We start from the raw sequence: 24,801 nt of genomic DNA, 5'->3' as shown, positions 1-24,801 counted from the left end.
CCGCCGGCAGCGTCAAGCCGGCGTGATCGTCACCGGCAGGCTGTCGAGCCCGCGCAGCGTGTTGTTGAAGCGGCGCTTCGGCTCGCCGGTGATGTCGATGCTGGCAACGCGGCGGGCCAAGGCTGAGAGCATCGTCTCACCTTCGAGCCGCGCCACGAGCTGGCCGACGCACATGTGAATGCCCGAGCCGTAGCCGACATGGCCGGAGGTTCGGCGGGTGATGTCGTAACTGTCAGGCTTGTCCCAGCGCCGCGGATCGCGGTTGGCGGCCGCGAGGAACATCAGCACTTTCTCGCCTTCGCCGATGGTGGCGCCTGACAGCTCGACATCGCGCGTCGTGGTGCGGAAGAAGGTCTGCACCGGGCTCTCGAAGCGCACGGCCTCTTCGAAAGCGTTGCGCGCGAGCGTGAGATCGCTACGCAGGCGCTGCCACTGATCGGGGAAGCGAGCCAGGCAATAGACGGCGGCACCGATACCGTTGACCGTGGTATCGAGGCCGGCCGACAGCAGCGAGCGCACCAGCAGCGGCGCCTCCGTGGCTGTTATGGCGCCCTCGTCGACATGGGCATGAATGCAGGCGCCGATGCCGCCCGGCGTCAGGTTGTCGCGCTGGCACTGCTCGGTGACATAGGCCTGGTGCGGCGCCGAACGCGCGATCGCCTCCTTGCGCAACTCGTTCGGCGGACCAAAGGCGTTGAACACCAGGCTCGCATAGGGAATGAGATGATCGCGCCCCTCGGGCTTCAGCCCGAGCGCATCCGGAAAGATAGAGAGCGGGTAGGCTTCTGCTAGATCCGTGATCGCATCAAAACTGCGCTGCTCCAGCAGCGCATCCACGCGCTCTTCCGCCGCCGCGGCAAAACGGTCGCGCAGCCCCTTCATCACGGTCGGCGACAGCACCTTCGACAGCACGGCGCGGGTGCGGGTGTGCTCGGGAGGATCGGCCTCGAGGATCAGGCTCGGCGGCCGCCACGGCGCCTCCTTCTTGAAATCGGACAGGCCGACGCCGCGGCTGGAGCAGAACGTCGTGGGATCGTTCAGAACCGCATGAACCTCGGCATAGCGCGCCACGCCATAGAGCTTCCACTTGTCGAGATAGACCACCGGGCCCGTCTCCCGTAGCAGCTCATGTGTGGGATAAGGATCGGCAAAGAAATTCATGTCGAAGGGATCGACGTCGAGATGCGGAACGCTTGATGCGGCGGAGCCGGGTGCGCTCATAAAAATCCTCCCTCATTTTGATCTTGTGAAAGGGCGGCGCTTGCCCTTAGGTCTCTGGGCACGCCGCGAGACAGATTCCCGATATGCCGCCTTCGACCAGATCCCGCCAAAAGCCCGCGCCCGCTGAATTCGGGCCGACGCTCGACCTCGATCGTTACGTCCCGGCGTTCATCACCTTCATCGCCAACAAGCTCTCGAACAGCGCGACCGCGTTCTATCAGCGGCAGTTCGGCGTCAACGTCACGGAGTGGCGGATCATGTCCCTGCTGGCGATCGAGCCCGGCATTCCCGCCTCGCGCATCTGCCACGTCATCGGCTTCGACAAGGGCCCGGTGAGCCGCACGCTCGCCGGCCTGGAGAAGCGCGGCCATGTGTCGATCCGCACCGATCCGAACGACGGCCGCACCCATTCGATCTCGCTGACGGCGAAGGGCCGCGCCACCCATGACAAGGTGATCGTCGCGGCGTTCGAGCGCGAACGGCGTCTGCTGTCCTGTCTGAGCAAGGACGAGCGCGAGGTACTGATCGACCTGCTGCGCCGGCTGCACGAAAACCTCGGCGCGGTGACGGGCGGCAGCACCAGCTGACGCGGCGGGCGTGAGGCGCGTCGTATTGCCGCCTTCGGACATGCGCAGGCATTTACCCGCGGCGCCGTTCCTGCCGAGCATCGTTTCCTCCCAGATCAGGCGCAGCGGTTCCCCCGCCGTCATCCTTGTCCGGAACGATTCGCATGAATTAGTTGCTTAGGCAACAAAATAATCGACGGATAATGCGGCAGAATGGCTGGCATATCCGGGCGAGCTTTGGGTTCGTGAACCGCTACAGACCAACCCACTCCGCCGACGCATCAGCATTCAACCGCCCCACGGCATCCGCACGGCGTGTCAACACCGCGCGCTGGTTGATGTAGCCCTTGTCGGTGATCTCGCCGCCGTCCACCGATGGCGGTTCGGCGAGCAACAGCGCGCGCGTGGCGTGACCGGAGGAGTTGGCGCACTGCTGCTTCAGTCTTGCGAGGCCTTGCGCCAACGTGGTCCTGACCTTGTCGTGCGCCAGTACGTCATTCACATCTGCCGTCCCGGGCAGACCGGCATGAGCGCGGCAGGCTGCGACGTTCGGGAACACCAAGAAGCGCACCTCGTCGCCGCCGTGACCCGTGACGACGATGTCCTGCGCCAGCGGCGCAAGCGCTGTAATGCCGGCGACGCGCAGCGTGCCGACGTTGACCCAGGTGCCGGAATTGAGCTTGAAATCTTCCGCGACACGGCCGTCGAAGAACAGGCCGCGCTCGGGACGCCCCGCATCGGCAAGTTTTACCGCGTCGCCGATCAGATAAAAGCCCTCTTCGTCAAAAGCCTGCCTGGTCAGCTCGGGCGCTTTCCAGTAGCCCGGCGTCACGTTGGGGCCGCGCACGCGCACCTCGAGCTTGTCGCCGCAAGTGACGAGCTTCAATTCGGTGCCCGGAATCGGCACGCCGATATTGCCGGAACGTTCAGCGAGGAAATGGCAGTCGGTCGCCAACGGCGAGGTCTCGGTCGAGCCCCAGGCCGAGACCATCGGCATCGCACGACCAACAGTCTCGATCGAAAGCTCTTCGAGCGCGTCCCAGAGATTCTGCGGCAGCGCGGCGCCGGCATAGAAGGCGAACTTCACCTCGCCGAAGAAGCGGCGGCGCAGTTCCTCATCGCCGCGCAGCGCCGCAATCAGCATGTCGAAACCGCGCGGCACGTTGAAATAGACCGTCGGCATCACGCTTTTCAGATTGGCCAGTGACGTCGCGAACAGACCGGGCGCGGGCTTGCCGCCGTCGATGTAGAGCGAGCCGCCGTTGCGCAGCACGAGATTGAAATTGTGGTTGGCACCGAAGGTGTGACTCCAGGGGAGCCAATCGAGGATGACGAGATCGCCGTGGCCCTGCTCCAGAAAGGTCCAGGTCTGCGCCTTGGCCTGCTGGCTCGAGGTCAGCATGCGCTGGGTGTTGATGACCGCCTTGGGCGTGCCGGTCGAGCCCGACGTGAACAGGAATTTTGCGATCGTGTCCGGGGTCACCGTGGCAAAGGCTTTTGCAACGTCAGGCGTCTCAGCTGTTGCCGCAATGGTGCGGAAGGCAAGCGCGCCGGCATCATCGGCATTGCCGCTGATGATCTGCGCCTTATGCAGCGGCTTGATCGCGGCGAGCGCCGCCGCAAACGGCTTTGTTGCGGAGACATAGATCGCGCCCGGCTCCAGCAGCGCGATCATGCTCTTGAGCTTGTCAAAATCCTTCGACATCAGCGAATAGGCCGGCGAGATCGCGGCCGAGGGCACACCGACATGCTGAGCGGCAAGCGCCAGCAACGCATGGTCGATGCTGTTGTCGGAGAGGATGACGAGTGGGCATTCCGCGCTGAGGCCCCTCGCGAGGATCCATGACGCCGCGCCTCGCACCTGCTGCAGCGCCTGCGCATAGGTGACGGTGGTCCACGGCGATTCGGTACTGCCGCGCTCGGCGAGGAAGATCTTGTCCGGGGTCTGCCGCGCAAAATGCTCCAGCCAGTCGCCGATGCAGCGCGCGCAATCGCGCAAGGGCTCGCCCGAGCGCAGCACAATGCTGCCGTCGGCGCGATGCTCGGCGACGGTCTTTGGCGTTGCGAACAGGCTCGAAGCGTCACCGCGAGTGGCTGACGTCATGGTTTCCTCCCTCGCCCATATCCGGAATCGGCCGCAGCCTCGTTGCGGGCCGCTTTGGCCATAATGTTGGGCGGGACAATTGTTGTCGTCAACAACAATCTTCCGTTGGGACCGCCAAGGCGCTAAGGTCGCGCGGCAGGAGACACGATGTGACAGCCAGCGCAGCTCGAGCCGACACCCGCCCCTCCCCACGCAAACGCGCCGGCAATGGCGCGGCGCGGCGGAACGACGCGGACGAGATCGGGCTGGACGCGCTGGTCGGCCACGCCGGCTATGCGGTGCGGCGCTTCCAGATCTGGATCTTTCAGGATTTCATCAAGACGCTCGGCGACGTCGACATCAGGCCGACGCAATATTCGGTGCTGACCGTGATCGGCGCCAACCCCGGGCTCTCGCAGATGGCAGTGGCAAAGCGCCTCGGCATCGAGCGCGCCCGGCTGGTGCACCTGCTCGACAGCCTCGAACAGCGCAAGCTGGTGAAACGGATCAAGTCGAAACAGGATCGGCGCTCGCACGCGCTGCATCTCACCGGCCCAGGTGAGACGGCGTTGGCCAAATTCAAGCGGCTCGCCATCGAGCACGAGCGGCATGTCGAGGAGAAGATCGGCAAGGCCAACCGGGAGCAGCTGCTTCGGATCCTCGCCGGCTTCACCTGATCCGAACTGCTCATTGTTTGAGCAGACGCTCTTGACCGGGCCCTAGCTCGGCAGCGCAATCGATCGTCGAGGTATTCCACAAGCTACTGATTTTTCGATAGTATCCGGAGCAACCGCGCTGCCCGGATAATGTACACAATGGCACATCGCTTGCTTCATTCCGGGTGAAGACAAGTTGCCGGAGTTTTATCGCCATGAAGGCTGAAATGGGGGCTGAGCAGCCTGAAACGATCGCCGCGATTGTGGCCGCGCATCGCGCGGGCACAATGACGCCGGCGCAGACGGTCGCGCGGACCTATCAGCGCATTCGCGACCACAACGATCCCGCGATCTTCATCAGCCTGCGCGACGAGAAGGACGCGATCGCGGAGGCCGGGAAGCTTGCCGCGAAGGATGCCGCCAGCCTGCCGCTCTATGGCGTGCCGGTTGCCGTGAAGGACAATATCGACGCGCTGGGCTTTCCGACCACGGCGGGCTGCCCGGCCTTCTCCTATGCGCCGACGCATGACTCGACGGCAGTCGAGCGGCTGCGCGCGGCAGGCGCGATCATCATCGGCAAGACCAATCTCGACCAGTTCGCAACCGGCCTCGTGGGCGTGCGTTCGCCCTATGGCATTCCCAGGAATTCGATCCGTGAGGATCTCATTCCGGGCGGATCGAGCTCGGGCTCCGCTGTGGCGGTCGGCGCAGGCCTCGTGCCGCTGTCACTCGGCACGGACACAGCCGGCAGCGGCCGCGTGCCGGCCCTGCTCAACAACATCGTCGGGCTGAAGCCGAGCCTCGGCATGATCTCGACCGCAGGCCTTGTGCCGGCGTGTCGCACGCTCGACTGCATCTCGGTGTTTGCGCTGACGGTGGATGATGCTGCGCTCGCGCTGTCGGTGATGACGGGGCCCGATCAGGCCGATCCGTTCTCACGCGACCGGCCGCTGGGCGCGATCACGCCGCTTCCGGCAAATCTGCGCCTGGGCGTGCCGCGCAACGGGCAGCTGATCTTCTTCGGCGACAAGAAAGCCGAAGCCGCTTACGGCGAAGCCCTGAAGCGCTGGACCACACTCGGCGCTGAGCTGGTCGAGTTCGATCTCGAGCCGTTCTACGAGACGGCGCGACTGCTCTATGAAGGGCCCTGGGTTGCCGAGCGCTATCTCGTGATCAAGAATCTGCTGGCGTCCGCGCCGGACTCCATCCATCCGGTGACCCGCGAGATCACCGCGGCCGGTGCGCGGCTCACAGCAGCCGAAACCTTCTCGGCACTCTACCGCTTGCAGGGCCTGCGCAAGATCGCCGAGCGCACATTTGCCAATATCGACGCGCTGGTGCTGCCGACGGCGCCGACGGCCTATACGACCGCACAGGTGCTCGCCAATCCGGTCGAGCTCAACAGCCGGCTCGGCACCTATACAAATTTTGTCAATCTGCTCGACCTCTGCGGCCTTGCCGTGCCGGCGGCGATGCGTACGGACGGCACTCCTTTCGGCATCACGCTGCTGGCGCCCGCCGGCCGCGATGCGATGCTTGCGAGCATCGGGCGCGTGTTCCATGCCGATACGAAGTTGACGCTTGGTGCGAAGGGCGTGGCGCAAGCGCCGCTTGCGGCGCTTGCCAGAAGCAGCGGCGACGAGATCCCGATCGCCGTGGTCGGCGCGCATCTTTCCGGCATGGCGCTCAATGGCGAATTGAAGACGCTGAACGCAAAGTTGATCGAGGCGACCAGGACCGCGCCGGACTACAAACTCTATGCGCTGAAGACCACGCCGCCGAAGCCGGGCCTGCTGCGCGTCGAAGCCGGCACGGGCGCGTCGATCGAGCTGGAGATCTGGTCGCTGTCGTCATCGGCCTTCGGCAAGTTCGTCAACGCGATCCCTGCGCCGATGGCGATCGGTACGATCCGGCTTGCGGATGGCCGCAGCGTGAAGGGGTTTCTCGTCGAGCCGGAGGCGCTGGGCGCGGCGCGGGATATCACCGCGTATGGCGGCTGGCGCGCGTATATGAAGGAAGCCGCGACAACGTAGGTGATGTAGGGTGGGCAAAGCGAAGCGTGCCCACCAAATTCGAGATCATCGCGGAAGATGGTGGGCACGGCGCGTTGCGCCTTTGCCCACCCTACTCGATCTACTCTATCACACCGACACCGCGTAGATCTCATACTCCCCGCGCACCAGCTCGATATGCGCGCGCATCGCGGCGGCGGCGCCATGCTTGTCGCCGCGCATGATGGCGACGACGACGCGGTCGTGCTCGGCTTGCGACTTTGCGAGACGGCCGAGGTTGCGGAACTGGGCGCGGCGGAACGGCTGCACGCGGACCCGCGTCGCCAGCGTGATCTCGGCGATGTAACCGTTCTGCGAACCCGCATAGATCGCGTTATGAAAACGCTCGTTGACCTCGTGGAAGCGATCGGGATTACCGGCGTAGCTGAGGACGCGGAGCTCCTCGTGGATCGCTTCGAGACCGTGACGCTCGGCGGCCGACATGCGCTCGGCAGCGAGGCAGGCACACAGCGCCTCCAGCTCCGCCATCGCCTCGAACATGCCCGTCAGCCGCTCGATCGACGGCTGCGCAACGACCGCACCGCGATGCGGTCGTGCCTCGACCAGGCCGCTCGCGACCAGTTGCCGCAGCGCTTCGCGCACCGGCGTGCGCGAGACGCTGAAGCGTCGCGCGATGTCGGTCTCGTCGAGCGGCGCGCCGGGCGCGAGAGTTCCACGCACGATCTCGTCGGCAAGCTGGAGACGCAGTTCCTCGGCGCGCGTGACCTTCTGCATCGATGGCGAGGCACGGTCGACACGCGGCACCACCGGCAGTGTCCCGGGCGGAAAATCGTCAAGCGTCATACGGTCAGGTCTCTTTCGACTCGTCGATGATGCTGACATGGGCAGCGACGACGCGCCAGCCCTCCGGGAAGCGAATCCAGGTCTGCATCTGCCGGCCGACCTTGCCGGGAGCCGTGTCGCGATAGAACAGAGTGGAGGCGACAGCCGCATCGCGGCCATAACTGGTGATCACGGTCTTGGCGGTGCGGCGGCTCAAGCCGACCGGCGAGCGGCCGGCCCGAAAACCCGAGATCGCCCCATAGCCGTAGAGGTTCTCGCCGATGCCGTAGCGCAGCGTGCGGGGATCGTTGCGAAACAGCTCGCCGAGCACGGCGACGTCGTTGGCGACGAGGGCCCGCTCATAGCGCTCGAACGCGGCTTTGACTTCCGCGATCACGTCGGGGAGATCGATCTCCATCTCAAAATCCTCTGGGTGACGGCGCGGCGGCCACGCCCATCTTCTCCAATGCGTGCGCAACGCGCAACGCGATGTCCTCGCGCCAGGGCGCGGCGATGATCTGCACGCCGATCGGCAGCGGCTCGAGCGGCACCGGCACCGCAACCACGGGCAAGCCGATGAACGAGATCGGCTGGGTGTGGATGCCGATATTGGCGCGCACCGGCAGCTCGACGCCGTCGAGATTGAAATTCACCTGGCCGAGCTTTGGCGCGGTGCAGGGCGTCGCCGGCGCGATCAGCACGTCGACGGATTTGAATATCTCGGCGAATTGCGCACGATACCAGCGACGGAATTTTTGCGCGCGGTCGACCAGCGGCGCCGGCACCATGGCGCCGGCGATCAGCCGGTCACGCACGGCGGGATCGAAATCGTTCGGGCGCTTGCGCAGGCGATCGAGATGTAGCGATGCGCCTTCGGTGGTGCTGATGACATAAGCCGCCGCGCGGGCGCGCGAGGCTTCGGGCACGTCAACCACCCGCGTTGCACCAAGCGCCTTGGCGACGCGGCTGACGGCTTCGACAGCTTCCGGAAACACGTTCTTCTGGAAGTAGCCGCCGGCGATGGCGATGCGCAGGTCCGAAACCGGATTGGCGAGCAGCGGCGTCGTCGGCTCCAGACCACGTGTTGTCGTGCAGGCTGCGTCGTCGGCATCCGGGCCCTGCATCGCGTCATAGGCGAGCGCGAGATCCGTCACCGAGCGCGCGAACGGGCCGAGATGATCGAGGCTCGCGACGAACGGGAACGAGCGCGCCCGCGACAGCCGGCCATAGGTCGGCTTCAGGCCAAAGATGCCGCAGAAGGAGGACGGCACGCGAATCGAGCCGTTGGTGTCGGAGCCGAGGGCAATCGGCACGAGCGCGCCGCCGACGGCGCTGCCGGAGCCGCCTGATGAGCCGCCGGCCATCCGCGTGATGTCATGCGGATTGCGCGAGGGACCGTCGTGGACGTTCTCGCCGGTGAAGTCGTAGGCGTACTCGCCCATGTTGAGCGCGCCGACCAGCACGGCGCCGGCCGCCTCCAGTCGCTCGATCAAGGTCGCGTCACGCTGGGATGGCGCGAGGTCGCGGTTGATCTTCGAGCCGGCCCGCGTCGGCAGACCCGCGACGTCAAAAAGATTCTTCACCGCGAAGGGCACGCCGGCGAGCGGGCCGACGGTCTTGCCGGCCGCAATGTCGGCATCGATCGCACGCGCTTTCGCACGGGCGCGATCGGCGGTGACGTCGGTGAAGGAATTGAGCAGGGTGTCGCGCTGCTTGATGCGCGCGAGCGCCGCTTCGGTGGCATCGAGCGCGGACATCTTGCCGCGCGCAACCGCATTCGCGATCTCGGAGGCCGTCATCTCTGGCTTGGTGGTCATGGCAGCATCAGGCCGTGAAGATCGGCGCCGGCTCGGTGTCGTCCGGCAGCGCGAATTCGTCGACGAGGCGACCAAGCCGCAGCGAGACTTCGAGATTGGCGCGTACCGCGGGCCGCCAGGCCTCCTCGACCGGCAGCGCCAGCGCTTTCGATACGGCGTCGATATAGTCGTCCAGCGGCTCGGCCATCACGCTCCCAAACAATCAATGCACTCTCAGTGGATCTGCAACGGCGGATGCGGGATCGCCGTCAGCAGCTCCTTGGTGTAATCGTCCTGCGGATCGCTCAGGACCTGCTCGGAAGAGCCTTCCTCGACGATCCGCCCCGTCCGCATCACAATGACACGATCGCACAACAAGCGCACCACATTCAAATCATGCGAGACGAACAGATAGCTCATACCTAGCCGCGCCTTCAGATCCTGAAGCAGGTTCAGGACAACTGCCTGCACGGAGACATCGAGCGCCGCGGTCGGCTCGTCCAGGATGACGAGCTTTGGATGCAGCGCGATGGCGCGGGCGATGCCGACGCGGGCCTTCTGCCCGCCGGAGAGCTGGTGTGGGAAGCGATCGAGCAGATTGTGCGGCAGGCCGACCATGGTGGCCAGCTCCTCGCAGCGGGCGCGAAGCGCATCGCGCCCCCTGATATCGCCGAGCTGCATGATCGGATCGACGATGGCGCGCGCCGCGGTAAAACGAGGGTTGAGGCTGTCGGTCGGGTCCTGGAACACCATCTGGATCTGGCTGCGCTGCGGCAGCCGGGCGAAGGCGGCAGGCTGAATGCCGCCGATGTCCTCGCCGTCGAACTGGATCAGGCCGGAGGTCTGGTCCAGCAGCCGCATCACCATCATCGACGTGGTCGATTTGCCGCAGCCGGATTCGCCGACCAGACCGACGCTCTCGCCATGGCCGATCGAGAAGCTGATGCCGTCGACCGCGCGGAACACGTCCGGCTCGACCGGCGGCTTGCGGCCGAACAGTTTTCCGAGCGTGGCGGTGGCGCCCTGGCGGGGGTATTCCTTGACCAGCTTTTCGATGAGCAGGAGGGGCTGCTGGCCCTCTGCAATTGCGGCGACGGCCGGGGCAGGCTCCGCGCTCGCGGCTCCCTCCTCCTCCGGCAGCAGATCCCGCAAGCTCACACCGAGCCGCGGCGTCGCGCGCATCAGCTTCTTGGTGTAGGGGTGCTGCGGGTTGGTAAAGATGTCGGCGGCCTTGGCGGTCTCGACCACGCGGCCCTTTTCCATCACCACGACGCGGTCGCAATAGGCGGCGGCGAGGCCGAGATCGTGGGTGATGAGGATGGTCGACATCGCCTTGCGCTTGGTCAGCTCGACAATCAGGTCCATCACCGCTTTCTGGGTGGTGACGTCGAGGCCGGTGGTCGGCTCGTCAGCGATCAGGAGCTGCGGGTTGCAGGCGAGCGCGAGCGCGATGACGACGCGCTGGCACATGCCGCCGGAGAGCTCGAAAGGATAGGCGTGATAGCGCTCGCGCGGGCGCGCGATCTTGACCTGCTCCAGCGCCTCGATCGCCTTTTCTCCGTGGTCCGAAACCATCGCCTGCTGCACATGGGTGCGCAGCACGTCCTCGATCTGGTCGCCCACTTTCCGGATCGGGTTCAGCGCCGCACGCGGGTTCTGGAAGATCATCGAGACTTCGCGGCCGCGCAGGTCGCGCATCTGGCCTTCGGTCGCGGCCTTGACGTCGATGCCGGAGAACATCACCGAGCCCTCGGCGATCCGCCCCGCCCGGTCGAGGATGCGCATCACCGCGTAGGACGTCACCGACTTGCCGGAGCCGGACTCGCCGACGATGGCGAGCGTCTCGCCCCTGGCGACGGAGATGTTGACGTGCTGCACCGCCTTGACGATGCCGCGCCGGGTGGTGAATTCGACGGTGAGGTCCTGGACGTCGAGCAGCGGCTGGGCGGTCATGGATGCCTCCCGGCACTCAAAAAGCTCGGAAACAACCCCATGCACAGTAGAACGGCGTTGGAAACATTGAGGATTTTTAGCAGGAAGATTGCGAGCGAGGCAGGCAGAGCTCTCTCGCCCCCTCTCCCCGTTCTTACGGGGAGAGGGTTGGGGTGAGGGGCCTCTCTCCGCGCAAACGATTGCCAGAGGAGCTCGCGGAGAGCCCCCCTCACCCGGTCCGCTAGCGCGGCCCGGCCTCTCCCCGCGTGCGGGGAGAGGCGAAGAACGGCACCAGCTTCAGATAAAGCAACCATCACGTCCTCCGCTGGGGATCGACGATGTCGCGCAGGCCGTCGCCGAGGAGGTTGAAGCAGAACACGGCGATCATCAGCGCGAGGCCGGGGAAGAGCGCGATCCACCATTCGCCCGAGACCATGAAGCCCGCGCCTTCGGCGACCATGATGCCCCATTCGGCGGTCGGCGGGCGGACGCCGAGGCCGATGAAGGACAGACCGGCGGCATTGAGGATGGCGTAGCCCATGGTCAGCGACATCTGCACGATCATGATCGGCATGATGTTCGGCAGGATGTGCACCAGCAGGATGCGGAATTCGCCGTTGCCGGAGAGACGCGCCGCCTGCACGAAGCCGGCATTGCGGCGCACGTTCGCTTCGGCGCGCGCGACGCGGGCGTAGAGCGGGAAGTTGACGATGGCGGTGGCCAGAATGATGTTCTGCACGGTGTTGCCGAGCGCGGCGACAATGCCCATCGCCAGCACGAACAGCGGGAAGGCCATGATGGTGTCGGCGATACGGCCGACGATGCGATCGGTCCAGCCCCCAAAGTAACCGGCTGCGATGCCGGCGAGCCCGCCCATCAGGAACACCAGCACGACGGAGGCGACCGCGATGAAGGTATCGAGCCGCGTCGCCACCACGACGCGGCTGAAAATGTCGCGCCCAAGCTGATCGGTGCCGAACCAGTGCGCCGCCGATGGTGCTTTCAACGCCGCCGCGGTGTCGGAGGCGAGCGGATCGTACGGCACCGTGTAGGGACCGAAGATCGCGGCAAGGAGGATCACGATCAGCAGGGCGAAGGAAAAGCCCGTGACCTTGTTCTCGCCGAGGACATAGCGGGTCTGTTCGAGGATCGCGACCAGTCCCGAGGTGCGGGCGGGACCGGGTTCAACGGCTGGCGCGACGGTGCTCATAGCGTGTCCCCCTACCCTTCAAGCCGCACGCGTGGATCGATCACGCCATAGAGAATGTCGATCACCAGATTCAAGAGCACGTACATCACCGCCATGGTCAGCACGAAGCCCTGCACCGGCGCGAAGTCCGACGAGATCAGCGCTTCCACCGCGTAGGAGCCGATGCCGGGCCAGGCGAACACTTTTTCGACCAGCACGTTGGCGCCGAGCAGGAACGAGAACACCATGCTGAGCGTGGTGATGACAGGCAGCATCGCATTGCGAAACGCATAGGTGACGATGACTGTCGTCGGCGACAGGCCGCTGGCGCGCGCGGTGCGGACGAATTCCGACGACAGTACCGCGAGCATCGAGGCGCGCGTCATGCGCGCGATCGGCGCCAGCGAGAAGATCGCGAGCGTCGTCGCGGGCAGGATGAGCTGGCTCAACGCCGAGCGGAACGCTTCGAAGTCGCGCGCAATCAGCGTGTCGATCAGATAGAAGCCGGTGACCGTCGGCGGCGCGCTGTAGAACACATCGAGACGGCCGAGCGGTGCGGGCGACCAGCCGAGCCGGAAATAGAAGAAATAGACCAGCACCAGGCCAGTGAAGAATACGGGGAGCGAGACGCCCGCTGTCGTTGTTATTCGGCAGAGATGATCGATCCATGATCCTGGTCTTGTCGCCGCGAGCACGCCGAGCGGAATGGCGATGACGATGGAGACGATCAGGCCGAGCAGTGTCAGCTCGGCCGAAGCCGGAAGCCGGTTGCGAATTTCGGCTGCGACCGGCTGGCCTGTCGTGAGCGAGTTGCCGAAATCGCCATGCGCGAGATCGTTGGTGTAGCGGAAGAACTGCTCGATCAGCGGCTTGTCGAGGCCGAGCTTCTTGCGGATCTGCTCGACCGCTTCCTTGGTCGCCGCGGGGCCTGCGAAGTACGCCGCCGGATCACCGGGCAGCGCACGCGTCAGCAGGAAGGTGACGATGACGACGCCGATCAGCGAGGGAATCGCGAACATCAGGCGCTTGCCGATCATGGTCAGCATGGCGTGGGACTCCTGATGTTGATGGCCTGTGAGAACGGTCTACAGGCGCGCTCAGCTGCGCCCCCTCTCCCCTTGTGGGAGAGGGTTGGGGTGAGGGGTGGCCCCAAGCGCGGTCGGAATTCGTGGCTACCCCTCACCCTACCCCTCTCCCACAAGGGGAGAGGGAATGAGAGGACAGTGCCCGCCTCACTCAGCAGGCCAGCCAGCGTCGCGGCCATGTCGCGCGCGCTCATGACGCATCACCCCTTCGCCAGCGCGCGATAATCGAGGCGGCGGTGGAACCAGTATTGGTAGCCCGAGATGTTCTTCTGCATCGCGACGTTGACGAAGGGCTGGTACAGGGGGATGCGCGGGATGTCGGCGTAGGCGAGATCGACGAAGCCTTTCACGTCGGTGTCATACGTCGCCATGTCGCCGGTCGCGGCTGCGGTGCGCGCGCCGTCGATCAGCTTGTCCATCTCCGCCGACTTGTAGCTCATGGTGTTGAAGACGGAATTGTTGCCGTGATAGCACCAGTAGAAGAAGTACTCGGGATAATCGAGCCAGCCCGAGAACACGTTGGTGAAGAGCGGCATCTCCTTCTTGTTCAACTCGGTGCGCCAGTTGGCGCCGGGCACCTTGTTGATGGTGGTCTTGATGCCGATCTGGGCGAGGCTTTCCTGCACCAGCACGCAGAGCGGCTCGTTGACGCCGGCGAAGTTGAGATCGAAGGAGATCGTGGTCTCGAAGCCGCTGGCGAGGCCGGCTTCCGCCATCAGCGCCTTCGCCTTCTCAATGTCGGTGTTGTATTTGTGCGGCTGCGGCCAGGCGACTTCGGTCGGCTTGTCCTTCGCGGCGCCGAACATGGGGTTCGCGAGGCCGAACATCACGGCATCCATGATCTTCTGGTAGGGCAGCGCGTAGGCCACCGCCTGACGGACTTTTGGATTATCGAACGGCGGCTTGGTGACGTTCATGCCGATATACTGGATGCCGTTGGAGAACGGCAGCGACACCACGTTGAGCTTGCCGCTGGCCTTCATCTCCTGGAAATCCTTGTTCGGGAGCTCATAGGAGATGTCGGCGTCGCCGCGCTCCAGCAGCGCGCGGCGGTTGCCGGCCTGCGGCACCATGCGCCAGATCACGCGCTTGATCTTCGGCAGCGGACCGCAGACCCAATCCTCATTGCGCTCCATGATCACTTCGGTGCCCGCGGTCCACTTCGTCACTTTGTAGGCGCCGGAGCCCGCGGTCTGCTGCTTGGTAAATTCGAGGCCCCAGGGATCCTTCTCGTTGGCATTCTTCTTCACGAGCTCGGAGTTGACGATGCAGGGCACGATCACCGCGAGATCGGGGACCGTCAGCCTGTCCTTCTTCAGGAAGTCGACGCGCACGGTGTGGTCGTCGATGACGACGAACTGCTCCGGCTTGGTCAGCGAGCCCGCGCTCATCTGGAAGGTCGGGAAGCCGCCGACGCTGACCGCACGATCGAGCGACCACTTCACGTCCTTGGCGGTGACGGGCGTGCCATCGTGGAATTTGGCGTTCTTGCGCAGCTTGAAGGTGACCGACATGTCGTCGATCTTGAACTCCTCGGCGAGCTCACCCTTGAACTTGTCGCGGTCGTAATAAGGCACGCCGCCGGGGCCGGTCTTCATTTCGTGGCTGATCAGCCGGTCGTAGCAATTCCAGGACACCTCATAGCCGGGCACATTGGTGCCGACGCCGTGGATGTCGAGATTGTTGGGGCCGCCTTCCGAGACGATCAGCAGCGTCTCCGAGCGCGCGTCGGCATAGGCCGAGGAGACCACGGACGGAATGACCGGAAGCGTCGCGCCGGCGGCCAATCCGGAGACGGACTTGAGAAAATCGCGGCGCTTCATAAAAATGCTCCAACTCAAAAAGTTTCTGGTTGGAACTGGATTCGCAAGGTTCGTGCCAAGGCTTGGAAGCAACGCACGCCGGCCCAACAGCCTGAAAGAATAAGGCATTTCAGATTTCGGCCTCAAAGGGTTCTCAGGATCATTGCATACAGAGACGCATAATTGCCTATTTTATAGGCGCATCGAAGCCAGAGCCCGCTTAATGAGCGTTGCCCGTCATTCCGGGGCGATGCGAAGCATCGAGCCCGGAATCCATCGGGCCACGGAACGCGAGGGAAGATGGATTCCGGGCTCGCCGCTATGCGGCGCCCCGGAATGACGGAGCGGGAGGCGCTCACCCCGCCCAGATCAACTCCTGCAGCGCGATCAGATCGTCCACCTTGTCCTGCCAGCCCGCGATGCAGATGTGGCTGTTGAGGTCGCTGGCGTGGTGCAGCAGCATCAGCGCCATCAGGCGGCGCTTCAGCGCGTAGTCCAGCTTCTCGTAGCCAAACCCTTCGAGCAGGCTGCGCACCCTCCCCGGCCGGCCCGCCGCCATGAAGGCGCTCGGGCCGAGCAGATCGTAATCGCGCCATCCAGCCTTCACGTCGCCGAAGTCGAACAGGCCGGCGAGCGACCAGTCGCCGTCGTGGCAGGCGAGCAGAAAATTTTCCGGAATGTATTCGCCGATCAGGATCACCGGCGGTGCGTCGACCGGAATCAGCGTTGCGGCGTCGTGCAGGAGATCATCGAGGCCAGCTAGGAATTTTGGCGCGAGGCCGAGATGCGTGTGCCTGTTACGGCAGCCCTGCATCTGCGTGCGCATGAACGCATCCCAGCGCGGCTCGATTTGCGCCAGCGGGCCGAGCGGCGCGCGCTGCACGGCGGCAATGGTCTCGCCGATCTGGCGCAGCACGCGCTCCTTCTGCGCTTCCGGCAGTTGTGGCCAGACATCCGACCCGAGCGTGCCGGTGAGGTGCGTGATGATGAGATAGGGCCAGCCGTCACGCTCACCCTCCGCGACGATCTCCGGAATCGGCAGATGAAGCCGACCCTTCAGCTGCATCAGCGAGCCGCGTTCGGAGACGAATTGCGCGCGCAGCACCGGCGGGAAGATTTTCAGGATCAGCTTCTCGCCAAGCCCGACCACGAGATTGGTGCCGGTCGAAAATACATGCGGCGAGCTGGTGTCGATGCCGTGGCCGCGCGCGATATCGAGCACGATCGGCAGCCATTGCGAGGAAGCGGAGCGAAAGGCGCGGAAGCTCACCGCATCAGCGAAGTGGGGTAGTGTCATCGACATCGCGCCTTTGTGCACTCGAGTTCGTCGTGCCCGGGCTTGTCCCGGGCATCCACGCTTTTCGTGCTGGGGGGCAGGCGTGGATGGCCGGGACAAGCCCGGCCATGACGACGTGGAGGGTCTCGCGCTCCAATCGGCAAGCTTCCATCCCGCCGCTACCTATCCGGGCTGGCGCGCTCGAACTGGCGCAGCAGCTTGTTGCCGCGCTCGACGGCGGCGTCCAGCGCGGCCTGCGCGCTCTTCTGGCCGGCGAAGGCGTGCTCAAGCTCCTCCTCGATCGTGCCGCGGATCAGGTTGAAGGAGCCGAGCCTTATGCCTTTCGAATTCTCGGTCGGCGGATGCAGCGTGATCTCCTCGAACGAGATCGCCGAGCCCGGATTGCGCTCGTAGAATCCTTGCGCGCGCGTCAGCTCGAAGGCGGCACGGGTGATCGGCAGGTAGCCGGTGTTCTGATGCCAGGCGGCCTGCACGCCGGGCTGCGACAGATAGGCGAAGAACCGCGCCACGCCCTTGTATTCGTCGCGCGGCCGGTCGCGCAGCACCCACAGCGTGGCGCCGCCGATGATGGAATTCTGCGGCGCGCCTTTCACGTCGGGCCAGTACGGCATCATGCCGTAGCCGATCTCGAACTTCGAATTCGCCTTGATGTCGGCGCGCGTCGCCGAGGAGCCGATGAAGATGCCGCATTCGCCGTTCTGGAAGCGCGGCTCGGCCGACTGGCCGCGGCCGCTATAGTCGAACAACTTTGTCTTCTGCCACTCGGCGAGCTGGGCGACGTGCTTGACCACGACCGGATTGTTGATGGTCAATTCCGCATCGAGACCGGCAAAACCGTTCGCGCGCGTGGCCAGCGGCAGATTGTGGAACGCCGAAAAATTCTCGACATGGATCCAGGACGGCCAGGACGTGGTGAAGCCGCAGACGGCGCCGCGATCGCGCAGCCGCTTTGCAGCGGCGCCGAGCTCGGGCCATGTCTTCGGCGGCGTCTCGGGATCGAGGCCGGCGTCGCGGAACATGGTCTTGTTGTAGTAGAGGATCGGTGTCGACGAGTTGAACGGGAACGACAGCAGATTGCCGGCGGCGTCGGTGTAATAACCGGAGACCGCCGGAAGATAGTCGTTGAGCGAGAACGGCTCGCCCATGTCGCGCATCATGCTGTACACCGGATAGATCGCGCCCTTGGCCGCGGTCATGGTTGCCGTTGCAACTTCGTTGACCTGGACGATCGCGGGCTGGCTGCGCGAGCGGAAGGCGAAGATCGCGGCCGTCACCGTCTCGGTGTAATTGCCCTTGTAAGCAGGCACGACGCGGTAGTCGGACTGCGAGGCGTTGAAATCGGAGGCGAGCTTTTCGAGCTGCTTGCCGAGCTCGCCCGACATGGCGTGCCACCACGCGATGTCGGTGGCGGCGCGCGCCTCGCAGCTCAAGGCGAGGGCCAAGGTGGCGGCGGCGACCTGCAAAAGGCGCATTGCTGAAGTCACGATGGCGCTTCCCGGATCAAGCGGCAAAAGGCGAGCGTACCCTGCTTAAGGCGCGGTACCTGCGGTTTCAACCAGGAATAAAGGCCGGTCGCGCCGCACAATCGCGCCGGGGGGAGCGGCGCGGGATGGCCTTCCCTCGACCATCTGCTAGATTGCATTGAACCTTTTGGTCCTGCCATAGACTCCATCTCCGAGGGGTTGAGTGTGCCAGTGCTGAACCGTGCCGAACTCTCGCGGGCCGGGGTGATCTTCGTCGCGCTTCTGCTCGCCATCTGCGCGACGGACGCTGCTGCGCGCGAATTCCGCGCCGCCGACACCCAGACCGAGGATTACCCGACCGTCCAGGCGCTGCGCTACATGGGCGCGCTGATCGCCGAGCGCACCGGCGGGCGGCACGAGATCAAGGTGTTTCACTCCCGCCAGCTCGGCGAGGAGAAGGAGACGATCGAGCAGACCCGCGCCGGCGCGATCGACCTCAACCGGACCAACGTGGCCCTGATCGGCAATTTCGTCCCGGCGATGAACGTGCTCGCCATGCCGTTCCTGTTCCGGTCCATCGAGCACATGCAGAAGGTGCTGGACGGGCCGATCGGCAATGAGATCTTGGGCAGCTTCGAGCCCTACGGCTTCGTCGGGCTAGCCTTCTACGATTCCGGGGCACGCTCGATCTACAATGCCGTCCGCCCGCTGAAGAGCATCGCCGATCTCAAGGGATTGCGGATCCGGGTGCAGCAGTCGGAGTTGATGAGCGAGATGATCCGCTCGCTCGGCGCCGAGCCGGTCGAATTGCCCTATGGGCAGGTGCTCACGGGGCTCGCAACCCATCTGATCGACGGCGCCGAAAACAACTGGCCATCCTTCGTGACGACAGACCATTACAAATATGCCGGCTACTATACCCTGACCGGGCACACGATGAGCCCGGAGGTGCTGGTGATCTCGCTCAAGGCCTGGCGCAGCCTGTCGGCCGACGACCAGACCATCTTCAGGGAGGCCGCGCAACGCTCCAGCCAGTTCATGCGCGAGAAGTGGCGCGACCTCGAGGAGCAGTCGCAGCGCAAGGCGGAGGCCGCCGGCATCATCGTGATCAAGGACATCGACCGCAAGCCGTTCGAGGACGCGATGGCGCCGATCTACGCCAAGGCCGCGCAGAATCCCGCCGCGGCCGCGCTGATCGAACGCATTCGCAAGGTGGAGTGACACGACTGGCCGCGCCCGGACATAGCGAGCTCGCAGAGCGGCCGTCCGGTCCGATCGGGCGGATGCGTGCGCGGCTCGTCGGCGCGCTGCGGGCGGTGCCGATCCGCTGGCGCATCCTGTCGATCGCGGCGCTGAACTCCGCCGTGGTGATCGTGCTGGTGGCGATGATCTGGAACGGCGCGCAGGTGCTGGGCTCGGCCTGGGACGACGTCCGCCAGGTGCGCGAATCCGACCGGGTCCTGGCGCTGCTCGAAAGCGAGACCGGGCGCCTGCAGAACCTGATCCACCGCTACATCAACCAGCCAAGCCCGGACCTGTTCGCCGAGATCCTGCTGCTGCGCGAGGCCGTGCTCGGCACGCTGACCGACCGCGCCGCCAAGGATCCGATGCTGTCGGGCTCGGTCGAGGAGTTGGAGCGCACCACCGACCGCTTCCTCAACGGCTTTGGCGAGCTGCGCAGCGTGCAGGCGACCATCGCCAGGACCTACGAGGAGCAGGTGCAGGGCCCGGCCAAGGACATGGCGGGCCTCTACTCCATCATCGAGGGCGCCACCGGCCATCGCGACGCACTGATCTGGCCCTCGCTCGGCAAGTCGCGCGAGGCCTTCACGGCGATGCTGGTCGCGGCCAATTCGTACTATCTGTCGCTGTCGCCGGGTGCCGCCGACGATGCGCGCCGCAACACCGAGACGATCGAGAAGACCATTCCGGTCATGATCGATCTCGCCGACAACGATCTGCAGCGCATGGCGCTGCAGAAGCTCGGCGCCCGTACCACGGCGCTGCGCGAGGGTTTTGCAAAGCTGTCCGAGCAGCTCACGAGCCGCACCGAGCTCCTGCGCAACACGATCGACGCCAGCCAGGCCGAGGCGATCGGCGCCATCGACGATCTTTCGACAAAGATGCGCCGGCGCGAGCAGAAGGCGCAGGAGACGTTTGACCGCACGCTGGCGAACATCTCGCGGCGGGTGCTGTCGATCGCGGTGATCTTCCTCGGCATCATCCTTAGCGCCGGCGTCTTGATCGCGCTGTCGATCCGGTTGCCGCTGCAGCAGATCATGGCGTCGATGCGCGCGATCACACTCGGCGATCTCGGCCGCGAGGTGCAAGGCACGCGCGCGCGAGACGAGGTCGGCGCGATGGCGCGCGCGGTGGAGGTGTTCCGCGAGAATGCGATCGCCAAGCGCGAGACCGAGGACGAGCTGCGGGCATCGAAGGAAAAGGCGGAGAGCGCGCTGCTCGAGCTCAACGCCGCGCAGCAGAACCTGATCGACGCCGAGCGGCTCGCAGCGCTCGGCAGCCTCGTCGCCGGCGTCGCGCATGAGGTCAACAACCCCATCGGCATCAGCCTGACGGTGGCCTCGAGTTTTGCGAGGCGCAGCGAGATCTTCGAGGCCCAGCTCAGGGGCGACGGCGGCCTGCGCCGCTCGCAGCTGGAAGAATTCGTGCAGTCCTCGCGCGACGCCTCGCAGCAGCTGGTCGCCAACCTCACCCGCGCCGGCGAGCTGATCCAGTCGTTCAAGCAGGTCGCTGTCGACCGCTCCCATGCCGAGCGGCGTCAGTTCTCACTCAGCGAAGCCACCGACCAGATCATCGCGAGCCTTAGGCCCGTGCTGAAGCGCTCGCCGATCACGCTGCTGGTCGACGTGCCCGAGGGGCTGCTGCTCGACGGTTATCCCGGCTCCTATGGCCAGATCCTGACCAACCTGTTCCTCAACGCCGCCAACCACGCCTTCGCGGACGGGCGCGCTGGCACCATCACCATCTCGGCGCGGCCGCGCGCCACCGACGATATCGAGATCATCTTCGCCGATGACGGGGCCGGCATGACCCCCGACGTGCAGCGCCAGGCCTTTGACCCATTCTTTACCACCCGGCGCAATGAAGGTGGCACGGGACTCGGGCTTCATATCGTCTATAACCTCGTCACCCAGCAGCTGGGCGGGCGGATGATGCTGGAATCCAAGCTGGGACAAGGCACTACTTTTCGGATTATCATGCCGCGGATCGCCAAGGGCGGCGCGCCAAGCACAGAAAGCGACGGGACTTCGCAATGGCCGAACAGGACGATGTCCTCCACCTGATCGACGACACCGGCACCGCGTCGGAGGATATGGACGCCCGGAAATGGAAGATCGCCGTCATCGACGACGATCCGGCCGTGCATGACGGCACGCGTTTTGCTCTCTCGGACTACAGCTTGAACGGCCAGGGCCTGGAGATCCTCTCCGCCCATTCCGCGGCGGAAGGCCGCAAGCTGATGGCGGAGCACAACGACATCGCCGCAGTGCTGCTCGACGTCATCATGGAGACCGACGTCGCCGGCCTCGAGCTGGTCGAATACATCCGCAGCGAGCTCAAGAACGAGACCGTGCGCATCATCCTGCGCACCGGACAGCCCGGCCAGGCGCCGGAGCGGCGCGTGATCGTGCAGTACGACATCAACGACTACAAGGCCAAGACCGAGCTCACCGCCGACAAGCTGTTCACCTCGCTGACCGCGGCGCTGCGCTCCTACCAGCAGCTCGAGCGCATGGTGCAGACAAGGCGCGGGCTCGAGATCATCATCGATGCCGCCTCGACGCTGTACGACTTCAAGTCGATGCAGCGGCTCGCCGAGGGCGTGCTGACCCAGCTCGCCTCGCTGCTCAATGTCGATTGCGCCGGTATACTGGTCTTGCGCGACAATGGCGGCGTCGATCCCGAGCTCTCGGTGCTCGCCGGCAGCGGCTGCTACAGCCGCTTCATCGGCACCACGACGTCGAAGGCGCTCGACCCTGATTTGCGTGAGATGGTCGAGGCTGCGTTCCAGCGCCGCAAGAACGAATTCGCCGACCACCGCAGCGTGATCTATTTGCGCACCGGAAGCGGCCGCGAGGTCGTGGTGCTGCTGCAGGCCGAGCGTGACCTGTCCGAGACCGACCGCTCGCTGGTCGAGATCTTCTCCAGCCGGCTCTCGATCGCGTTCGACAACGTCATCCTCTATCAGCAGCTCCAGGACGCCAACACGCAGCTGGAGGACCGCGTCGCCCAGCGCACCCGCGCGCTGATGCAGGCCAACCGCCGGCTCTCGGCGCAATGGCTGCGGCTGCAACGCGCCAACGGCTTCAAGAACGAGATCCTTGGCACCGTCGCGCACGATTTGAAGAACCCGCTCGGCGTGATCCTCGGTCGCACCGAGATGCTGAAGGAGCTGATCTCGACCGGCGCGTCCGCGAGCGGCGTGGGCGCCCAGGTCGACCACATCCGCGATGCAACCAAGCGGCTGACATCAATGGTCGACCACCTGATCTCGGATGCGATGGCGGATGCCTTCGACATCACCATCCGCCGGGAGCCGGTCGACGTCGCGGCACTGGTGAAGGAGGTCGCCGAGGCCAACCAGCCGCTCGCCGTCAACAAGCAGCAGGCCATCCACGTCACCGCGCCGGTCAACATCGTCACCATGTGCGACACCGACCGCATCCGCGAGGCGATCGACAATCTCATCAGCAACGCCATCAAATATTCGCCGATCGCCGGCAAGATCGCCGTCGCAGTCACCCATGAGGCCAACGACACCATCATCCGCGTCAGCGACGAGGGCGCCGGCCTGTCGCCGGAGGATCTCGGCCGCCTGTTCGGCCGGTTCCAGCGGCTATCGGCAAAACCGACCGCAGGTGAGAGCTCGACGGGGCTTGGGTTGTCCATCGTCAAGCGTATTATCGACATGCATGGCGGCGAGGTCACCGCCAACAGCGACGGCCCGGGCAAGGGCTCGACCTTCACCATCACCCTGCCTGCGACCGAGACACCGTAATTTGAGTACCGAGATTCTGAATACCGAGATCTGAGTGACATGACACAAAGCCAGCACATCATGATCGTCGACGACGAGGCCCCGGCCCGGGAGATGGTCGGCGATTACCTCAAGATGCACGGCTTCACCGTGACGCTGTGCGACGGCGGCAAGAGCTTGCGCACCGCGATCGACGGCAGCATGCCCGACCTCGTCGTGCTCGACCTCAACATGCCCGAGGAAGACGGCCTCTCGATCATCCGCGACCTCAAGAGCCGCATCAACGTGCCGGTCATCATGTTGACCGCAACCGCGAGCCCGATCGACCGCGTCGTCGGCCTCGAGCTCGGCGCCGACGATTACGTCGCAAAACCCTGCGAGCTGCGCGAGCTGATGGCACGCATCCGCTCGGTGCTGCGGCGGAGCACGCCGGCGAAAGCCGCTAGCGCCGGCGCGGCGCCCGCGAAATCGGACAAGGATCAATTGGTGCGCTTCGGCACCAAATGGCTCGACCTCGAAGCCCAGGCCCTGCGCGACGACGAAGGCAACGAGCATCCGCTGACCGCGTCCGAGTTCGGGCTGCTCAAGGTGTTCGCGGCCAACCCGAAGCGCGTGCTGTCGCGCGAGCGCCTGCTGGAATTGGCCAATGCGCGCGACGCCGAAGCTTTCGACCGCGCCGTCGATCTCCGCATCATGCGCATCCGCCGCAAGATCGAGCCCGACCCGACAAAACCCGCCGTGATCCGCACCATCCGCGGCGGCGGCTATCTGTTCTCGCCCGCCGGCGAGAAGGCGTAGACATCACGCACCATCCACGGTGTCGTCCCGGATCTGCGCTGATGCTTGTCCGGGACGACAGCGGTAGGTGTGGCGCCCGCAAACGCGAAGCTTCGAAACTCGTTCCTCCCGGTCCAACTCCGCGGTACCGTATTTTCCACACATTGAAATTCCACGCTTTTTTGCCCTGAATGTTTCGTCGCGATTGAACCGACGAAACAATTTGGCGGCGCACGAAACCATTTTCCGCTTTTCGTGCAGACGTCCCGAAACGTTGGCTCATTAACACTTTGGTCCAAGGAAACGCCGCTCGGTTGCGGCGCACCGGGGAGCCAAGTCAATGCCGAACGTCATCGCCATCAACGCCCAAGCCAGCCAGAGCATCATTGCCGCTCAGGCGACCTCGGACGACATGCTCCTCGAGAGCATTGCCGACGGCAACCGGACGTCCATGCACATCCTTTATTGCCGTCATAACGTGCGGGTTTACCGCTTCATCCTGCGCATCGTGCGCGACGCGACCACGGCGGAAGACCTGGTCAGCCAGGTGTTCCTGGACGTGTGGCGCACCGCCGGACAATTCCAGGGCCGCTCGCAGGTCTCGACCTGGCTGCTCTCGATCGCCCGCTTCAAGGCGCTGACCGCACTGCGCCAGCGCCGCTTCGAGGACATCGATCAGGAAGATGTGCGCCAGATCCCAGACAATTGCGACACGCCCGAGACCTCGCTCGACCGCAGCGACACCAGCGCCATCCTGCGCGCCTGCGTGCAAAAGCTGTCACCCGCGCATCGCGAGATCATCACCCTCGTCTACTACCATGAGAAGTCGGTGGAGGAGGTCGGGCAGATCATCGGCATCCCGCAGAGCACGGTGAAGACCCGGATGTTCTACGCCCGCAAGCAGCTCGCCGATCTGCTTAAGACTTGCGGCGTCGACCGTTTCGCCGCCTGATGTCAAGGATTTCAATGGGATAGGACCGGATTTCCGGCCCCGTCCCGGGACACGGAAGCGTTACCGCCGACGAAACAAATGAAACAAACCACAACATCAGGCGGAAAAACTTCGTCCCTATAAAGATCGCATATGGTTTCGTTAAACCT

Annotated in this window: 20 protein-coding genes; 8 read left to right on the top strand and 12 right to left on the bottom strand. The window is 64.8% G+C overall.

The window, feature by feature from the left end; all coding sequences use genetic code 11:
• Positions 1 to 12 precede the first annotated feature (12 nt).
• On the bottom strand, positions 13 to 1,221 hold the full coding sequence (locus tag ABID58_RS03100) for a cytochrome P450 (RefSeq protein WP_354031485.1): 1,209 nt from the start codon (positions 1,219 to 1,221) through the stop codon (positions 13 to 15).
• Between the two features lie 83 nt (positions 1,222 to 1,304).
• Here ABID58_RS03100 and ABID58_RS03095 point away from each other — a divergent pair, with 83 nt between their 5' ends.
• Positions 1,305 to 1,808, top strand: a complete 504-nt coding sequence (locus tag ABID58_RS03095; protein ID WP_354031484.1) for a MarR family winged helix-turn-helix transcriptional regulator — start codon at positions 1,305 to 1,307, stop codon at positions 1,806 to 1,808.
• A gap of 232 nt (positions 1,809 to 2,040) precedes the next feature.
• Here the strand turns inward: ABID58_RS03095 and ABID58_RS03090 are convergent, their stop codons facing one another.
• Positions 2,041 to 3,891, bottom strand: coding sequence for a feruloyl-CoA synthase (locus ABID58_RS03090; protein ID WP_354031483.1), 1,851 nt, complete (start codon positions 3,889 to 3,891; stop codon positions 2,041 to 2,043).
• 149 nt (positions 3,892 to 4,040) lie between these two features.
• Here ABID58_RS03090 and ABID58_RS03085 point away from each other — a divergent pair, with 149 nt between their 5' ends.
• Positions 4,041 to 4,547 carry a MarR family winged helix-turn-helix transcriptional regulator gene (locus tag ABID58_RS03085; protein WP_354031482.1) on the top strand — a complete coding sequence of 169 codons (507 nt, stop codon included), beginning with the start codon at positions 4,041 to 4,043 and terminating at the stop codon, positions 4,545 to 4,547.
• 206 nt (positions 4,548 to 4,753) lie between these two features.
• Entirely contained in the window at positions 4,754 to 6,559 is a 1,806-nt protein-coding gene (gene atzF / locus ABID58_RS03080; protein WP_502916377.1) for an allophanate hydrolase, read from the top strand.
• A gap of 108 nt (positions 6,560 to 6,667) precedes the next feature.
• On the opposite strand, the gene ABID58_RS03075 is transcribed toward atzF, so the two are convergent.
• From ABID58_RS03075 to ugpB, 10 genes are all read right to left on the bottom strand, one after another.
• Positions 6,668 to 7,381 carry a GntR family transcriptional regulator gene (locus ABID58_RS03075; protein WP_354031480.1) on the bottom strand — a complete coding sequence of 238 codons (714 nt, stop codon included), beginning with the start codon at positions 7,379 to 7,381 and terminating at the stop codon, positions 6,668 to 6,670.
• Positions 7,382 to 7,385: 4 nt separating this feature from the next.
• Positions 7,386 to 7,778, bottom strand: coding sequence for an oxalurate catabolism protein HpxZ (gene hpxZ / locus ABID58_RS03070; protein WP_148751013.1), 393 nt, complete (start codon positions 7,776 to 7,778; stop codon positions 7,386 to 7,388).
• Position 7,779: 1 nt separating this feature from the next.
• Positions 7,780 to 9,177, bottom strand: coding sequence for an AtzE family amidohydrolase (locus ABID58_RS03065; RefSeq protein ID WP_354031479.1), 1,398 nt, complete (start codon positions 9,175 to 9,177; stop codon positions 7,780 to 7,782).
• Positions 9,178 to 9,184: 7 nt separating this feature from the next.
• On the bottom strand, positions 9,185 to 9,364 hold the full coding sequence (locus ABID58_RS03060; RefSeq protein ID WP_187434813.1) for a DUF4089 domain-containing protein: 180 nt from the start codon (positions 9,362 to 9,364) through the stop codon (positions 9,185 to 9,187).
• Positions 9,365 to 9,390: 26 nt separating this feature from the next.
• Positions 9,391 to 11,109, bottom strand: coding sequence for a dipeptide ABC transporter ATP-binding protein (locus ABID58_RS03055; protein WP_354031478.1), 1,719 nt, complete (start codon positions 11,107 to 11,109; stop codon positions 9,391 to 9,393).
• A gap of 292 nt (positions 11,110 to 11,401) precedes the next feature.
• Positions 11,402 to 12,298, bottom strand: a complete 897-nt coding sequence (locus ABID58_RS03050) for an ABC transporter permease (protein WP_148751015.1) — start codon at positions 12,296 to 12,298, stop codon at positions 11,402 to 11,404.
• Between the two features lie 11 nt (positions 12,299 to 12,309).
• Positions 12,310 to 13,323: an ABC transporter permease gene (locus tag ABID58_RS03045; protein WP_148751016.1), complete on the bottom strand. Its 1,014-nt coding sequence runs from the start codon at positions 13,321 to 13,323 to the stop codon at positions 12,310 to 12,312.
• A 239-nt stretch (positions 13,324 to 13,562) separates the two neighbouring features.
• On the bottom strand, positions 13,563 to 15,185 hold the full coding sequence (locus ABID58_RS03040; RefSeq protein ID WP_354031477.1) for an ABC transporter substrate-binding protein: 1,623 nt from the start codon (positions 15,183 to 15,185) through the stop codon (positions 13,563 to 13,565).
• A gap of 334 nt (positions 15,186 to 15,519) precedes the next feature.
• Entirely contained in the window at positions 15,520 to 16,461 is a 942-nt protein-coding gene (locus tag ABID58_RS03035) for an aminoglycoside phosphotransferase family protein (protein ID WP_502916372.1), read from the bottom strand.
• Between the two features lie 158 nt (positions 16,462 to 16,619).
• Complete coding sequence (ugpB, locus tag ABID58_RS03030) at positions 16,620 to 17,933, bottom strand: sn-glycerol-3-phosphate ABC transporter substrate-binding protein UgpB (RefSeq protein ID WP_148751078.1); 1,314 nt, start codon at positions 17,931 to 17,933, stop codon at positions 16,620 to 16,622.
• A gap of 216 nt (positions 17,934 to 18,149) precedes the next feature.
• Between ugpB and ABID58_RS03025 the strand changes: the two genes are divergently transcribed.
• The 5 genes from ABID58_RS03025 (at position 18,150) to ABID58_RS03005 (ending at position 24,652) form a co-directional block, all read left to right on the top strand.
• Positions 18,150 to 19,145, top strand: coding sequence for a TRAP transporter substrate-binding protein (locus ABID58_RS03025; protein ID WP_148751018.1), 996 nt, complete (start codon positions 18,150 to 18,152; stop codon positions 19,143 to 19,145).
• Positions 19,146 to 19,207: 62 nt separating this feature from the next.
• The gene (locus ABID58_RS03020; protein ID WP_354031673.1) at positions 19,208 to 21,229 is read left to right on the top strand and encodes a sensor histidine kinase; all 2,022 of its coding nucleotides are present in this window, start codon (positions 19,208 to 19,210) and stop codon (positions 21,227 to 21,229) included.
• Positions 21,199 to 22,944 carry an ATP-binding response regulator gene (locus ABID58_RS03015; protein ID WP_148751019.1) on the top strand — a complete coding sequence of 582 codons (1,746 nt, stop codon included), beginning with the start codon at positions 21,199 to 21,201 and terminating at the stop codon, positions 22,942 to 22,944. Before ABID58_RS03020 ends, ABID58_RS03015 begins: the two co-directional genes overlap by 31 nt.
• A 39-nt stretch (positions 22,945 to 22,983) precedes the next feature.
• Positions 22,984 to 23,721, top strand: a complete 738-nt coding sequence (locus tag ABID58_RS03010) for a response regulator (RefSeq protein ID WP_148751020.1) — start codon at positions 22,984 to 22,986, stop codon at positions 23,719 to 23,721.
• Between the two features lie 319 nt (positions 23,722 to 24,040).
• A complete protein-coding gene (locus ABID58_RS03005; RefSeq protein ID WP_148751021.1) occupies positions 24,041 to 24,652 on the top strand; it encodes a sigma-70 family RNA polymerase sigma factor in 612 nt (203 codons plus the stop codon).
• Positions 24,653 to 24,801 lie beyond the last annotated feature (149 nt).

Origin of the sequence: Bradyrhizobium sp. S3.2.6, assembly GCF_040546885.1 — a bacterium.
GTDB classification, from domain to species: domain Bacteria; phylum Pseudomonadota; class Alphaproteobacteria; order Rhizobiales; family Xanthobacteraceae; genus Bradyrhizobium; species Bradyrhizobium cytisi.
Note: the sequence above shows the minus strand (reverse complement) of the source record. Positions and strands in the feature narration are given on the sequence as shown.

What these genes read in the sequence shown, in the direction of transcription:
- ABID58_RS03100 (WP_354031485.1), bottom strand. Translation starts at nt 1,221, where the DNA reads ATGAGCGCACCCGGCTCCGCCGCATCAAGCGTTCCGCATCTCGACGTC.
- ABID58_RS03095 (WP_354031484.1), top strand. Translation starts at nt 1,305, where the DNA reads ATGCCGCCTTCGACCAGATCCCGCCAAAAGCCCGCGCCCGCTGAATTC.
- ABID58_RS03090 (WP_354031483.1), bottom strand. Translation starts at nt 3,891, where the DNA reads ATGACGTCAGCCACTCGCGGTGACGCTTCGAGCCTGTTCGCAACGCCA.
- atzF (WP_502916377.1), top strand. Translation starts at nt 4,754, where the DNA reads ATGGGGGCTGAGCAGCCTGAAACGATCGCCGCGATTGTGGCCGCGCAT.
- ABID58_RS03075 (WP_354031480.1), bottom strand. Translation starts at nt 7,381, where the DNA reads ATGACGCTTGACGATTTTCCGCCCGGGACACTGCCGGTGGTGCCGCGT.
- hpxZ (WP_148751013.1), bottom strand. Translation starts at nt 7,778, where the DNA reads ATGGAGATCGATCTCCCCGACGTGATCGCGGAAGTCAAAGCCGCGTTC.
- ABID58_RS03065 (WP_354031479.1), bottom strand. Translation starts at nt 9,177, where the DNA reads ATGACCACCAAGCCAGAGATGACGGCCTCCGAGATCGCGAATGCGGTT.
- ABID58_RS03060 (WP_187434813.1), bottom strand. Translation starts at nt 9,364, where the DNA reads ATGGCCGAGCCGCTGGACGACTATATCGACGCCGTATCGAAAGCGCTG.
- ABID58_RS03055 (WP_354031478.1), bottom strand. Translation starts at nt 11,109, where the DNA reads ATGACCGCCCAGCCGCTGCTCGACGTCCAGGACCTCACCGTCGAATTC.
- ABID58_RS03050 (WP_148751015.1), bottom strand. Translation starts at nt 12,298, where the DNA reads ATGAGCACCGTCGCGCCAGCCGTTGAACCCGGTCCCGCCCGCACCTCG.
- ABID58_RS03045 (WP_148751016.1), bottom strand. Translation starts at nt 13,323, where the DNA reads ATGCTGACCATGATCGGCAAGCGCCTGATGTTCGCGATTCCCTCGCTG.
- ABID58_RS03040 (WP_354031477.1), bottom strand. Translation starts at nt 15,185, where the DNA reads ATGAAGCGCCGCGATTTTCTCAAGTCCGTCTCCGGATTGGCCGCCGGC.
- ABID58_RS03035 (WP_502916372.1), bottom strand. Translation starts at nt 16,461, where the DNA reads ATGACACTACCCCACTTCGCTGATGCGGTGAGCTTCCGCGCCTTTCGC.
- ugpB (WP_148751078.1), bottom strand. Translation starts at nt 17,933, where the DNA reads ATGCGCCTTTTGCAGGTCGCCGCCGCCACCTTGGCCCTCGCCTTGAGC.
- ABID58_RS03020 (WP_354031673.1), top strand. Translation starts at nt 19,208, where the DNA reads ATGCGTGCGCGGCTCGTCGGCGCGCTGCGGGCGGTGCCGATCCGCTGG.
- ABID58_RS03015 (WP_148751019.1), top strand. Translation starts at nt 21,199, where the DNA reads ATGGCCGAACAGGACGATGTCCTCCACCTGATCGACGACACCGGCACC.
- ABID58_RS03010 (WP_148751020.1), top strand. Translation starts at nt 22,984, where the DNA reads ATGACACAAAGCCAGCACATCATGATCGTCGACGACGAGGCCCCGGCC.
- ABID58_RS03005 (WP_148751021.1), top strand. Translation starts at nt 24,041, where the DNA reads ATGCCGAACGTCATCGCCATCAACGCCCAAGCCAGCCAGAGCATCATT.